The organism is Saccharopolyspora spinosa NRRL 18395 (assembly GCF_000194155.1).
Taxonomy (GTDB): domain Bacteria; phylum Actinomycetota; class Actinomycetes; order Mycobacteriales; family Pseudonocardiaceae; genus Saccharopolyspora; species Saccharopolyspora spinosa.
Genome location: NZ_GL877878.1, coordinates 239518 through 253208, shown reverse-complemented (window position 1 = coordinate 253208; position 13691 = coordinate 239518). Strand labels below are relative to the sequence as shown.

The window sequence follows — 13691 nt, the reverse complement described above, 5'->3', positions numbered from 1 at the left end:
GGCAGATGTACCGAATTCCTACCAATTAGTAGCCTGGCCCGCATGAGGCAACGCGTCGCCATCGTGACCGACTCGACGGCTTCAGTCCCGCACGACGTCGCCGAGCAGTTGGGCATCTCCGTCGTCCAACTGGAGCTCAAGGTCGGCGACGAGCAGAACGACGAGCGCCGGGTGCCGCACCCGACGCTGGCCCAGGCGATGCGCGACGGCATCCCGGTGGAGACCAGCGAACCGCCACCACCGGCCTTCTACTGGAACTACACGGACGCCGCCGCCTCCGGCGCCGAGACGATCATCTCCATCCACATCTCGGAGGGCCTGTCCCGAACCTGCGAGTCCGCCCGCAACGCGGCCGCCGAGATCGGCATCCCCATCTACGTGGTCGACTCCCGGCTGGTCGGCCTGGGTCTGGGCTTCCCGGTGATGGCCGCGGCCGAGGCCGCCGTCGCCGGCGCGACCCCGCAGGGCGTGATGAGCGTGCTGGACCGGCGCCTGCGCACCACCACGCAGCTGCTCTACGTGGACACCCTGGATTACTTGCAGCGCGGCGGCCGGATCGGACGCGCCCAGGCCTGGCTCGGCCAGGCACTGTCGATCAAGCCGGTGCTGATCCTCAAGGAAGGCATCATCGACCAGCTGACGAAGGCCATCGGACCGGACCGGGCGCTCAAGAAGATGGTCGCGAACGCGGTCCAGCGATCCGGCAGCGGCCCGGTCGACATCGGTGTCGAGCACTTCCAGTTCGCCGATCGCGCCCAGCGCGTGCTCGACGACCTGCGCTCCCAACTTCCCCAGGTCCGCCGCATCACCCTTGAGGAAACGAGCGCGGTCCTTGGCGCGCACGTCGGGCCCGGCGCCCTGGGCGTGACGGTCTCCCCCGCCACCTGAGCGGCAAAGCCGCACTGCACTGCACTGCACTGCACTGCACTGCATTGCGCTGCGTTCGCGGGGCGGTGAGTGCCGAGTTTTTCGCCATCCCCAAAGGGTTTTCGGGTCGAGGACCCGCGTGAGGCGCCGATTCCCGCGCTTTCCCAGCGGGTTCCACTCCGTCGAGTGATGCGAACGACTGTTCGAGCATGAATACTCGATGTTGGGCGGTTCGAAGCGCGCCAGTTCTCCAAGCACGCGGCTCGGAGCAAATAGTGCTTCCGAAGCACCGAATACGGCCATCCGCCGCGGTGTTCGCCCGAAATACCAACCCGAACCCGAAGGGGATCAGTCATGCAGGTCTCGACCGTGCTCAAGTGGTTGTCCGGCTCGTCGACCGTAACGACGAGCGCCGGATCAGCGCTCCAACTTGTCCATCGCGCGGTGGATGCGCTTCACCGACACCGGCTGCGACGTGCCGAGCGTCTGCGCGAACAGGCTCACCCGCAGCTCCTCGATGAGCCATCCGATGCTCCGCAACGCCTCGCTCGGGGAACGCCCCTGCGGCACCCCGGCCAACAGATCCCGATAGCGCTGCTGGACCTCGTCCACTTGGAACATCCAGTCCCGGTCGCGCTGCGGGTGGTATTGGAGCTTGTCCAGCCGCTGCTCGATCGCCCGCAGGTAGCGCGCCAGATCGGACAGCCGCGCGAAGCCCGTTCCGGTCACGAAACCGGGATGCAGCAGCCCGTCCAGCTGGGTACGGATGTCGGAGATCGCGTTGGCGTGCAGTCCTGCGGGCTGGTCGGCCAACAACGCCGCCACCCGCTGCGCCGCCACCAAGACCTGCTCGACTTTGGACACCGCATCGACGGTGACCGCACCCAGCCGTGCCCGCACGTTGTTCTGGAGGGAGCCGAACGCTGCCTCGTCCCACACCGGCCCGCCGTAATCCGTCATCAGCTTGTCGACGGCGCAGCTCATGCAGTCGTCGAGCACGGCGGCGAGGTCGCCGTACCGGCTGCTGCCCAGCACCAGCCGGGTGGTGCTGCTCATCCCCCGCTGGATGGACTTCACCGGCGACGGGAGGTTCAGGTTCAGCAGCAACAGCCGGCGGGTGCCGTCCCACAGCGCGTGCTGCTGCTCCTCTTCGGTGTCGAACATCCGCACCGCGACGCTGTCCCGTTCGTCCACCAACGCCGGGTACGCCTTCACGGCGTGCCCCGACCGCTGCTGCTCGAAGGTGCGCGGCAACCGGCCGAAGGCCCAGGAGCGCAACCCGCTCTGCTCGACGTCGTCCGCAGCGGCGGAGATCTCCGCGCGCAGCTTGGGTTTCAGCCGCTGCTTGAGCGACTCCAGGTCCTTCGACTCGGCGAGCTTGCGCCCCTTGCCGTCCACCACCCGGAAGGTCATCTTCAGGTGGCCGGGCACCCGGTCGAGGTCCCACTCGGAGCGCGGCACCACCACCCCGGTCATGCCCTGGAGCTGCCGCTGCAGGCCGTCCAGCAGCGCGCCGTCCGGCGAGGTCATGCGGGACAGCGCCGCCTTGGCGAAATCCGGGGCCGGGACGAAGTTCCGGCGCACGGTCTTCGGCAGCGACTTCAGCAGTGCCGTCACGAGTTCCTCGCGCAGGCCCGGGATCTGCCAGTCGAATCCGTCCGGTTCGATCTGGTTGAGCACGGCCAGCGGAATGTGGACGGTCACCCCGTCGGCGTCGGCGCCGGGTTCGAACTGATAGGACAGCGGCAGCCGGTGACCGCCCTGCGGCCAGAAGTCCGGGTAGTCCTGGTCGCTGACCGCCGCCGATTCCCGGTTGATCAACATCGATTTCTCGAAGTTGAGCAGGTCCGGCTGTTCCTTGGCGGCCGTCTTCCACCACGCGTCGAAGTGCCTGCCGGAAACCACGTCCGCGCCGATTCGCCGGTCGTAGAACTCGAACAGCGTCTCGTCGTCCACCAGGATGTCGCGCCGCCTGGCGCGTTCTTCGAGGTCCTCGACCTCGTCGAGCATCGCCCGGTTCTCGTGGAAGAACGCGTGCCGGGTGTCCCAGTCGCCCTCGACCAGCGCGTGCCGGATGAACAGCTCGCGGCTCAGCTCCGGGTCGACGCGCCCGTAGTTGACCTTGCGGCCGACCACGAGCGGCACGCCGTAGAGGGTGACCCGTTCGGCGGCGATCACCGCGGCGCGGTCCTTCTCCCAGTGCGGCTCGCTGTAACTGCGCTTGACCAGGTGCTGCGCGAGTTGTTCCACCCAGTCCGGTTCGATGCGGGCGGCGATGCGCGCCCAGAGGCGGGAGGTCTCCACCAGTTCCGCGGCCATCACCCAGCGCGGCGGCTTCTTGAACAGCGACGACCCGGGGAACACGGCGAACCGGGCGTTGCGCGCGCCCTGGTACTCGTTCGAACCGCGCCCGGGCGCCCCCGACTTCTTCTCGGTCTTCTTGTCCACGTCCTTGAGGCCGACGTGCGACAGCAGACCGGCCAGCACCGACTGGTGGATTCGTGCCGCGTCGGCGTCCTGTTCGCCGAGGGTCATGCCCATCGACTTGACCATCTGCCGCAGCTGTCCGTAGAGGTCCTGCCACTCGCGGACCCGCAGGTAGTTGAGGAAGTCGGTCCGGCACAGCTTCCGGAACTGGTTGGACGAAAGTTCCTTCTGCTGGGTGCGCAGGTACCGCCACATGCTGAGGTAGGTGAGGAAGTCGGACTCGGCGTCCTTCTCGACGAACCGCGCGTGCTTCTGGTCGGCGGCCTGCTGCTTTTCCGCCGGTCGTTCGCGGGGGTCCTGAATAGACAGCGCGGCGGCGATGACGAGCACGTCGCGCACGCAGCCGTTGCGATCCGCTTCGAGGACCATCCGGGCCAGTCGCGGGTCGATCGGGAGCTGGGCGAGCTTGCGGCCGATCGGGGTCAGCCGCTTGTGCAGCTCGGTCTTCGAGCTGTCCAGCGCGCCCAGTTCGTGGAGCAGGTTGACGCCGTCGGTGATCTGGCGGCGGTCCGGCGGCTCCAGGAACGGGAACGACTCGATCTCGCCCAGGCCCAGCGAGGTCATCTGCAGGATGACCGAGGCCAGGTGGGTGCGCAGGATCTCCGGGTCGGTGAACTCGGGGCGGGACTCGAAGTCCTCCTCGGAGTACAGCCGGATGCAGATGCCTTCGGAAACCCGGCCGCAGCGGCCCTTCCGCTGGTTCGCCGACGCCTGCGAGACCGGTTCGATGGGCAGCCGCTGCACCTTCGTCCGGAAGCTGTACCGGGAGATGCGGGCGGTGCCGGGGTCGATGACGTACTTGATGCCGGGCACCGTCAGCGAGGTCTCGGCCACGTTGGTGGACAACACGATCCGCCGACCGCTGTGCGGCTGGAACACCCGGTGCTGCTCGGCGGCTGTCAGCCGCGCGTACAGCGGCAGGACCTCGGTGTTGCGCAGGTTCTGCTGCTTCAGGGCGTCGGCGGCGTCCCGGATCTCACGTTCACCGCTGAGAAAGACCAGGATGTCGCCCGGGGCCTCGGCGCAGAGCTCGTCCACCGCGTCGCAGATTGCCTGCGTCTGGTCGCGCACCACGTCCTCGGTCTCGTCCGAGTCGTCCAGCAGCGGGCGGTACCGCAACTCGACCGGGTAGGTGCGCCCGGAGACCTCGATCACGGGCGCGTCGTCGAAATGCCGCGAGAAGCGCTCCGGGTCGATGGTGGCCGAGGTGATGATCACCTTCAGGTCGGGGCGGCGCGGCAGCAGCTGCTTGAGGTAGCCGAGGATGAAGTCGATGTTCAGGCTGCGCTCGTGCGCCTCGTCGATGATCAGCGTGTCGTAACGCCGCAGCAGCCGGTCGTGCTGGATCTCGGCCAGCAGGATGCCGTCGGTCATCAGCTTGACCAGGGTGTCGGCGCCGGCCCTCTCGGTGAAGCGCACCTGGTAGCCGATGGCGCTGCCGAGCTCGGTGTCGAGCTCCTCGGCGACGCGTTCGGCAACGGTGCGGGCGGCCAGCCGCCGGGGCTGGGTGTGGCCGATCATGCCCTGGATGCCTCGGCCCAGCTCCAGGCACATCTTCGGCAGCTGCGTCGTCTTTCCGGAGCCGGTCTCGCCGGCGACGATGACGACCTGGTTGTCGCGGATCGCCGCGAGCAGGTCGTCCCGGCGCTGGCTGACCGGCAGCGCCTCGGGGTAGCTGATCTTGGGCACGTTGCCCCGGCGCTGCTCGATCCGCCGCTCCGCGGCGTCGACGTCGCCGGCGATCTCGGCCGTCACGGCCCGCAGTGCCTGCGGATCGCGGATCTTGCGGGCTCCCTCGATGCGACGATGCAGCCGACGCTGGTCGTGCAGCATCAGCTCGGGCAACCGTTCTCGCAGATCGACCAACGGAGATTCAACAGACGACGTACCCATACTCCGTCCAAGCATAGAGAAGGGGTTGCGTCGGCTGCCTCTGGTTTTCGACGCACCCACGGCGCGCACACCCGGAAGGGGAAATCGAGTGACCCAGGGCACTCAAACCCGCTCGGCGTGGCACAGGTATGCCATCGCGGTGTCGCCGACCCGGGTCAGCACCGCGGTCGCGTCCTGCGTGCCCTTCAGCTTCAGCCGGCGGCGCAGCTCATCCGGGTCCACGTCGAGACCGCGGACGAGGATCTCCAGCCTGCCCACGTCGTGGCTGCGCAGCAGCGTGCGCAGCGACTTCTCGCCGTACCGGCCGTGGTCGAAGACCCGGAAGGCACGGACCCCCGGCGGCGGCTCGTCGCCCGTCAGATAGGCGATGTGCGGGTCGAGCTGGGCGAGCCCGTGCCGCGCGGCGTAGTGCCGGACGAGGCCGGCGCGCACCACGGCGCCGTCCGGGTCGACGATCCACTGCCGAACCTCGACGGCCGGGCAGTCGTCCGGCTCCGCGTCGGTGATCGTCCAACCGGTGCCGTCCGGCCGCAGCACCGTCGCCCGGCGCCGAACCTCGCGGTCAGCCAGCCCGCCGAACCACAGCGCGGCTTCCCGGACCTGACCGGCCAAGGACACCACCTCTGCCTCGGCGGTATCCGGGACCGCCGCGAAGTCCAGCCCCGGTGCGGACTTCACCACGAGGTCGCGTCGGGCGTACACATCGAGCAGGTCGTCCAACGGCGGGACGAGGTCCGCCGGGTTCCAGCGCCGCCGACCGGCGTCGTCCCGGCGCGCCGGGTCCGCGACCACGGCCGTACCCCGGGTCACCGGGCGCAATGCGTCGGCCTCCGCGAGCACCGCCGACCGCCCGGAAACCGCGAGGTTGTGCTGGGCCATCGACAACCGAACACGATCGAGGTCGGAGCCGGCGCAGCGCGCCGCGACGGCGGTCAGCGCAACCAGGTCCGCGCCGATGGAACATGTCACGTCGTGCACGTCACGCCCGGCCAACCGCCGCGCGCGATGCCTGGCCACCACGCTGGCCGTCGCCTGCTGCAACGCCGCGTCGGTGAACAGCCAATCCGCGCAATCGTCCAATTTGGACTCGGCACGACGCCGCAGCACGGCCGTCTCCAACGCGGCGGCCGCGAACCGTTCACCGACGAGCTTGCGGGCGGCGGCGACGTCCTTGAGCCGCGTCGAGCTGGTCAACGCGAGCGCGGAGAGCTCGACGACGGCCTCCCGACCGGCCGCCGAACGCAGGAAGACCACGTCCGCCAAATCGAAGCTGTACCCCACCAGAACTCCTCAACACCGCTGCCGGAACCACGCTCCGGCAGCGAAGCCGCGGGTCGAGCTGGTGTGGCGAGCTGTCACGATCCGTTCCGTCCGAGCATGAAGTGCCTGCCGAACTCTTGCGTCCTCGGAGCGCCGCCACCCGCACCGCCACGAAAGACGAGTTCGGCAGGCACTACCCAATCAGTTCCCGGTGAACTTGGCTTTGCCCGGGCCGTTCTCGATGAACGAGCGCATCCCGATCTTCTGGTCTTCGGTGGCGAAGGTGCCCGCGAAAAGATGGGTCTCCAGCTTCAGCCCGGTGTCCAGGTCGACGTCCAGCCCACCGTCGATCGCCGCCTTGGCCGCGGCCAGCGCGCGAGCCGCACCGCCGGTGAACTGCTCGGCCCAGCGCCGCGCCGCCGCGTACACCTCGTCGGGCGCCACGACCTCGTCGATCATGCCCAGCGACAGCGCTTCCTGGGCGTCGACGAAACGCCCGGTGTAGACGATGTCCTTCGCCTTGCTGGGCCCGATCAGGCGGGCGAGCCGCTGCGTGCCGCCCGCGCCGGGGATCACACCCAGCAGGATCTCGGGCTGGCCGACCTTGACGTTCTCCCCTGCGATGCGCCGATCGCAGCTCAACGCCAGCTCGAAACCGCCGCCGAGGGCGTACCCGGTCAGGGCGGCCACGGTCGGTTTCGGGATGGCGGCGACGTGGCTCATCGCATCCGACAGGCCGCGCTCCTCCTTGCGGGCCATGTCGGCGTAGGACATCTCGGCCATCTCCTTGATGTCCGCGCCCGCCGCGAAGACCTTTTCGCCGCCGTAGACGATCACGACGCGAACGTCGGAGCGCTCAGCGGCCTCGATCGCGGCGTCCCGCAGCTCCGTTTCGATCTGCCGGTTCAACGCGTTCATCGGCGGCCGATCCAGCCGGATCGTCCCGATCGCGCCGTCCACCTCAAGTCTGACGAACTCGCCCACGCAGCAACCTCCTCGTCGAACCGCCACCTCGCGGGCAGGCTATCGCGCGCCACCCCGAACCTGCTGTGTCGCGGATCTCAGCAGCGCCGCCTGGCGAAGAACCGGTCGCCGCTGCGCTGCAGTTCCAGGTCCTGGTCGAAGGTCTTGGACAGGTTGTCCTCGGTGAGCACGTCGTCGAGCAGGCCTTGCGCGACGATGTTCCCCTCACGCAGCAGCAGGCCGTGGGTGAAACCCGGAGGAATCTCCTCGACGTGGTGGGTGACCAGCACCGATGCGGGCGCGTCCGGGTCCATTGCCAGCGCGGACAACCGCGCCACCAGGTCCTCCCGGCCGCCCAGGTCCAGCCCCGCAGCCGGCTCGTCCAGCAGCAGCAACTCGGGATCGGTCATCAGGGCTCGCGCGATGGTGGTGCGCTTGCGCTCCCCCTCGGACAACGTCGCGTACTCGCGGTCGGCCAGGTGCGCCACGCCGAGCATTTCGAGCAGTTCGGCGGCGCGGTCGGTGTCCATCGCGTCGTATTCCTCGCGCCACCGGCCGAGCACCGAATATCCGGCGCTGACCACGACATCGCGGACCAGTTCGTCGCCGGGGATGCGGGCAGCCAGGGCCGCCGAGCACAGGCCGATGCGGGTCCGGAGATCGAACACGTTGGTCTTGCCGAGCCGTTCGCCGAGCACGTCGACGCTGCCCTCACTCGGGTGCATCTCGGTGCTGGCCATCTTCAGCAGCGTCGTCTTGCCCGCCCCGTTGGGGCCGAGCACCACCCAGCGCTCGTCGAGCTCAACCGACCAATTAACGTCGGCCACCAGCGTGGTCTTGCCCCGCCGAACACCGACGCCATCCATCCGGATGACCAGGTCGTCCACGTCTACCTCCCAGCCGTGACTGACCGCAGCGCCGCGGCGACGCGCAGGCGGTTCGTCTCCGTCCGGACCGCCGCAGGTATCCGGCAGGTCCCTCCGAGGCCCCATTGTTCCGCCTGCACCTGCGGCGGCTGCGGCCGGGCGCACCCTGCGCCCACCTGCCCGGAACGCCCCGGTCGGGTGACGATCATCGGGCGCCCAGATACCGGGACGATGGCGATAGTGCTGGCACTGCGGCCCGGCCCGTGCCACGATCGGCGACGTGTCCGATTCGTTGCTCACCCGCGATCGCGTGATCGACCTGTTCCTGGTCGTAACTTCCGCCTGTCGCTGAAGCGGTCTGCTCCGCCTTTCCAGGCTCTCATCGCGCGGTCCGACGAATCCATCCACTGAAGCACGCCCCGCCTCGGCAGGGTGTGCGCGTCGTGCCGTGCTCACCGCAAGACGAACTTGGAGACACGCATGAGCGCTGTGCGACACCACCCGTCCAACGCCAACAAACTGTCCAAGTACTCCCCGACCGAACCGGTTCCCGAGCCGGGCGTGGTGGAACTGCACCCCGGGCTCGACCTGCCGTTGCTGCACGACCTGATCCGCCCCGACCACCTTTTGTGGACGCCGCGCGAACTGCGCGACCTCACCAGCCTGGTCGCGTCCGAACTGACCGGCCCGCTGCTCGACGTCGTGCGCATCGACGACGAACAGCGATGGTGGGCCAAGCTCGGTCTGACCGCGGGCGTCGAGTTGTGGCTGCTGTCGTGGGCGCCCGGTCAGGGCACCCAACCGCACGACCACGGCGGCGCGTCCGGCTCGTTCTCCGTGCTGTTCGGCGCGCTTCGGGAGGACTACCGGTATCCAGCGGGCCCGATTCGCACCACGCACCACGACGTCGGCTCGGGCGTCGGCTTCGGCAGCGGGCGCGCGCACCAGGTCCGCAACATCAGCTCGGTGAATTCGGCGAGCGTGCACGCATATTCGCCACCGCTGCTGCCGGTCCGCTATTACGCGGATCTGGCTGACGTGCCACCAGTCCCGCCGCAACGGCCGCACGTTCCGCAAACGCCCGCACCACACCCGAAGGAGCTCGGATGACCGCGATCCCGACCCAACGACCGGACAGCGTCACGGCCGGCCCGTTCGGCATCGAGCACCTGCTGGCCGAATCGCGTGCGAAGCTGGCCCGGGTCTCCCCGCAGGAAGCGCTCGCGTTGCAGCAGGAAGGGGGCCTGATCATCGACATACGGCCGCAGTCCGACCGGCTCGCCGAAGGCGAGATCCCGGGTGCGCTGACCGTGGAGCGGATCGTTCTGGAGTGGCGCCTGGACCCGGCCGGCGGCCACCGCCTGGACGACCTGCACCCCGACCGCCCGGTCGTCCTGGTGTGCAACGAGGGTTACGCCTCCAGCCTCGCCGCCGCCCAGGCGAAGACGCTTGGCCTGTCCAAGGCCACGGACCTCGACGGCGGCTTCCGGGCCTGGAAAGCAGCAGGCCTACCGGTCACCACCAACGCCTGACGCCCGCACACCCACTGTGAGGAAGGGAACCTTCCCGCCACCCGTGGCAGGAAGGTTCCCTTCCTCACATCAGCCGCCGCAATCAATGACAGGAAGGTTCCCTTCCTCACGCCAGCCGCCGGGGCGGACCGATGAGGCGCAAGACGATTACCGGTACCGGGCCCACTGTGGACCGGAGGGCAAGGAGCACGATCTGCGCCCGGAGAGCCGGATGTGCCCCGGGAGCCGGATGTGCCCAGAGCCGCCGGAGGTGGCAAACCGCGCAGCCACAAGAGTCGGCTGTGGACGCCGGGCGAGATCAACGATCGCGGAATTCCCAGCGACGCCGACACGGAGTCGATCAAATCGCGCACCTCGCCCGGCCTGGCAATGTGCCACCTCGCCGGCAGCGCGCGACTCCTGGTCACTGCCTGATGAGCACTTTCAGGTGTCACCGCGCCAGACTGCATTCCCAGCCGACGACCTGCCCAAACGGCACATCGGGCACGGCCTGGTCCCGTACGCTTCCAACCTTGTGCGAGCTCAGAGTCTTTTGTTCCGCCCTTGGGTCGTGACCGCCGTCGTGGGCGCGGTAGCGGTAACAGCCGTAGAGCTGTTCGCGGGCACCGGCCCGGTCGGCGCTGCCGTCGGCTGGCTCGGCGCCCTGGCCGGGGTGATCTTGCTGCCGATGGCTACCCAGCTGGGTTTACTCGTCGGCTCGGTGGTTTTCGGGCTGCGGGTCCGGCAGGTGGTGTTCGGCGCGATGCGGGAGGTCGCGTCGTGGCGGATCGGCCGGGTGACCTTCACGATCCGCTGGCTGCCGGTCACATTGCGGTCGCAGATCGGTCCGTGGCGTTCCCCGGTGATCCTGCGTTGCTGGCTGGCGGGCCTGCTGTCGGCGCTGGTCGGTGTCGCCGTCGTCGTGGTCGGTTGGTTGCTCGCCGACGGTCCGTTCGGCCGCGGTTTCGTGCTCGCCGCAACGCCACTAATGATCTACAAGTTGTGGCCGAGGCGGGTTCCGCTGACCACCTCGACCGGTTGGTTGCTGTTCTCGCTGCCGCGCATGCGCGACCCGGAACGCGCGGATTTCCTGGCCGCACCGATGGCCGCCCGCGCCTACGAGGCCCTGCGCGAAGGCGCCATCGAGCGCGCGCAGACGCATGCCGATGAACTCGCCGCGAAGTACCCGGGTTTGAACGCCACGATCTCGTGCCAGGCCGCCGTGATGGAATCGCGCGGCGAATACGCGCCGGGGGTTCTGCTGATGCTGAAGTTCCTGGCGGAGAACGACGAACTCCCACCGCGCAGGATGTCCTACGTGCTGGCGGGCCTCGCGGGCCTCGGTTTCAAGGCCGTGGAGGCCGGTCAGCTGCCTGCGGAAACCTTGCTGCCGACCGCGAAGAAGGCGCTCGACGACGCGATCCGGCTCGGCTTCCCGGAGTTCGAGCTCAGCGGTGCGAGCGGACTGCTCGCGCTGATCGAGGGCGAGGCGGACCGCGCCGTCCGCCTCGCCACGACCGGCGCCGACTACAACCACTCACCGCTATCCCGCGCCGACGACCTCGTCACACTCGCCCGCGCGCACATGGCGTGCCACGACAACGTCGCCGCGCGGGTGGCGTTGGCTAAGGCCGAGGAGCTGGCCCCGTGGTCGCCGAGGGTCGTCGAGACCCGCGAGCGGCTTTCCGTGGCGTGATCGCGCTGCATCACTCCACCGAGAGCACCAGTTTCCCGATGGTGTGGTTGGTTTCGCCGAGGGCGTGCGCTTTGGCCGCCTCCGCCAGCGGGAACACACCCGCGATCTCCGCATGCGGTCGGCCGGATTCGACGATTTCGGTGAGGTGACGGCGCGCATGCCCGCCTGATCGGCCTCGACGAGCATCAGACTCACCCGTACTCCAAGCCGTTTCGCGTCGGCGGCAATCGCCTCCCGCCCGAACTGCAGAATGGAGACTAGGACGCCACCTCGTCCGAGAGTCCGTAAGGAACGGGCGGGGTCGCCCGCGATGGGGTCCAGCACGACGTCGACATCGCTGACGACGTCCGCGAAATCCTGCACGTCGCGATCGGCGTCTCCCCGCTGGCCTACCGCCGCACCTTCAGCGCGAGCGTCTGACGGCCGGTCGCAGCAGCAAGTTCGCCTTGCGCGCACCGGAAATCGTGGCCTTAACCAATCGGTGGCGCCCTCAGAGGTTCGCGCCCTTCGACTGGTTGCACTGGGCGCACAGCAGTTGGAGGTTCTCCTCGGTCGAGCTGCCGCCGAGCGCGACCGGGATGATGTGGTCGTACTGGATCTCGAAGTCGGTGCCGCATTGGACGCACCGACCATTATCGCGCTGGAACACCCGCATCTTGACCTCGCGCGGGATCGCCGGGCGGCGGCCGGGCGAGCGCGCGTCGGTGTTGAGCAGCAGGTGCGCGCGGTCCAGCTTGGCCTTCTCCTTGCGCTGCCGGTCCCGCACCAGGGCGACGACGTCCTGCGCCGAGTAACCACCCGACTCCCAGTAGAAGGAGCTCTCGAACCACCACCACGTCCGGCCGCCGGAGGACGCCACGCGCGCCGGCCGGTTCAGCTGCTCGACGCGCATCCCGTCGAGCCGTCGCCGGTCGATGCGCGTCGGCGGGCAGCCGGTACCGACGAAGAACCACCGGCGGCGGAACAGGAATCCCCGGTCGTGGAATATGTCGGCGTTGCCGTCGGAGCGGAGCTGCGTGCTGCTGGTGCCGCGGGGCCGGGCGAACGCGGGCGTCTTCGGCCACCGGCGCTGCCACAGGGACAGCCCCGCGACCAGGACGAAGACCAATGCCGCGAGCAGAACCAGGTTCAGCACCGAATCGACGAAGCCAGCCACTCGAACCCCCAGGTCGCCCGGCGGACCGCGAGGTCCTAAGCACCCGGGAAAATACCGTGCGCGACCGATTCAGCACCGGGAGTTTTCGACGACTCCTCTTCAAGATCACGCAGATGGCCCAAATGCGTTCCGGGCCGCGGAAAATCGGGCGATCAGCGGGGTTCAGTGAGGCGCTCGACGGCTTTTCGAGCCGCCGCCCGCAGATCCGCCGGCTTCGCGTCGCCGAGCATCATGCGGCGCAGCTGCGGCACGGCCAGCGGCCAGCTGATCAAGCCGATCGACAGCAGGGCGAGCATCCCGGGATCGAACTCGCCGGTCACGTTGCCGCTTTCCTGGGCGCGGCGGACTGCTTCCGCTTGGCGCCGGTAGCGCTCGGCGCGTTCGGACTCGGCGACGACGCCGGTTTCGCCGCGCTCCAGGGCTTCCCACAGCAGCAGGCGCAGCACGTGCGGGTTCGCGACGTGGTAGTCGGCGAGGCGGTCGACGTAGCCGGGCAGGTCATCGCCGCCCATCGGGATCTCGGCAGCCAGCTCGTCCATCGTTCGTTCCAGCACCGCCGAGAACAGCGCGTCCTTGCTGCCGAAGTAGGCGTAGATCAGTTGCTTGTTAGCCTGCGCCTGCTTGGCGATCCGGTCGACGCGCGCACCGGCGATGCCGTAGGCGGCGAACTCGGCGATCGCCGCCTCGAAGATCCGAGTTTTGGTGGCTTCGGCGCTGCGGGACACACTCGAACTGTACTCGCCGAACCAACCAACCAGTTGAAATCGATCAATCCCGCCAGCTCCGGCCAACCATCTGGTTGGCGACTCGCATCACTGCCCGGTGGGTCCGTCGATGCGTTCGCGGAGCAGGTCGGCATGGCCGTCGTGGCACGCATATTCCTCGATCATGTGCGCGAGGACGTACCGGAGCTGAAACTGGAGAATGCCGGTCAAGGTCGCCCGCTCATGGCCCGCCCGCGAAGGCTCGAACCGCTGCCGATCATTCACCCG

The 13691-nt window shown here is 68.7% G+C and carries 11 protein-coding genes and 2 pseudogenes; 5 read left to right on the top strand and 8 right to left on the bottom strand.

Annotated features, from left to right (window positions below; translation table 11 throughout):
- The first annotated feature begins 42 nt into the window (after positions 1-42).
- A complete protein-coding gene (locus SSPN_RS0101300) occupies positions 43-888 on the top strand; it encodes a DegV family protein (RefSeq protein ID WP_029534851.1) in 846 nt (281 codons plus the stop codon).
- A gap of 396 nt (positions 889-1284) precedes the next feature.
- Here the strand turns inward: SSPN_RS0101300 and hrpA are convergent, their stop codons facing one another.
- The 4 genes from hrpA to SSPN_RS0101280 form a co-directional block, all read right to left on the bottom strand.
- A complete protein-coding gene (gene hrpA, locus SSPN_RS0101295; RefSeq protein ID WP_029534850.1) occupies positions 1285-5247 on the bottom strand; it encodes an ATP-dependent RNA helicase HrpA in 3963 nt (1320 codons plus the stop codon).
- Positions 5248-5349: 102 nt separating this feature from the next.
- Complete coding sequence (locus SSPN_RS0101290) at positions 5350-6528, bottom strand: THUMP-like domain-containing protein (RefSeq protein WP_010305494.1); 1179 nt, start codon at positions 6526-6528, stop codon at positions 5350-5352.
- Positions 6529-6708: 180 nt separating this feature from the next.
- Positions 6709-7491: an enoyl-CoA hydratase/isomerase family protein gene (locus SSPN_RS0101285; protein ID WP_010305488.1), complete on the bottom strand. Its 783-nt coding sequence runs from the start codon at positions 7489-7491 to the stop codon at positions 6709-6711.
- Positions 7492-7568: 77 nt separating this feature from the next.
- Entirely contained in the window at positions 7569-8336 is a 768-nt protein-coding gene (locus tag SSPN_RS0101280; RefSeq protein ID WP_044573160.1) for an ABC transporter ATP-binding protein, read from the bottom strand.
- 480 nt (positions 8337-8816) lie between these two features.
- Here SSPN_RS0101280 and SSPN_RS0101275 point away from each other — a divergent pair, with 480 nt between their 5' ends.
- From SSPN_RS0101275 to SSPN_RS0101260, 4 genes are all read left to right on the top strand, one after another.
- Positions 8817-9446 (top strand): cysteine dioxygenase, encoded by a 630-nt coding sequence (locus SSPN_RS0101275; protein ID WP_010305481.1) that lies wholly within the window; start codon positions 8817-8819, stop codon positions 9444-9446.
- Positions 9443-9868, top strand: coding sequence for a rhodanese-like domain-containing protein (locus tag SSPN_RS0101270; protein WP_010305476.1), 426 nt, complete (start codon positions 9443-9445; stop codon positions 9866-9868). Before SSPN_RS0101275 ends, SSPN_RS0101270 begins: the two co-directional genes overlap by 4 nt.
- Before the next feature lie 231 nt (positions 9869-10099).
- The gene (locus SSPN_RS59085; protein WP_148271914.1) at positions 10100-10282 is read left to right on the top strand and encodes a hypothetical protein; all 183 of its coding nucleotides are present in this window, start codon (positions 10100-10102) and stop codon (positions 10280-10282) included.
- A gap of 136 nt (positions 10283-10418) precedes the next feature.
- Positions 10419-11543 (top strand): hypothetical protein, encoded by a 1125-nt coding sequence (locus SSPN_RS0101260; protein WP_237710411.1) that lies wholly within the window; start codon positions 10419-10421, stop codon positions 11541-11543.
- 10 nt (positions 11544-11553) lie between these two features.
- On the opposite strand, the pseudogene SSPN_RS62395 reads toward SSPN_RS0101260, so the two are convergent.
- The 4 genes and pseudogenes from SSPN_RS62395 to SSPN_RS50195 form a co-directional block, all read right to left on the bottom strand.
- Positions 11554-11685 (bottom strand): annotated as a pseudogene (locus SSPN_RS62395) (zinc-binding dehydrogenase); the annotation flags it as partial.
- Positions 11686-12033: 348 nt separating this feature from the next.
- Positions 12034-12699 (bottom strand): HNH endonuclease, encoded by a 666-nt coding sequence (locus SSPN_RS53535; RefSeq protein WP_010305463.1) that lies wholly within the window; start codon positions 12697-12699, stop codon positions 12034-12036.
- Positions 12700-12851: 152 nt separating this feature from the next.
- The gene (locus tag SSPN_RS0101245; RefSeq protein WP_010305459.1) at positions 12852-13424 is read right to left on the bottom strand and encodes a TetR/AcrR family transcriptional regulator; all 573 of its coding nucleotides are present in this window, start codon (positions 13422-13424) and stop codon (positions 12852-12854) included.
- A gap of 87 nt (positions 13425-13511) precedes the next feature.
- Positions 13512-13610 (bottom strand): annotated as a pseudogene (locus SSPN_RS50195) (mycothiol transferase); the annotation flags it as partial.
- Positions 13611-13691 lie beyond the last annotated feature (81 nt).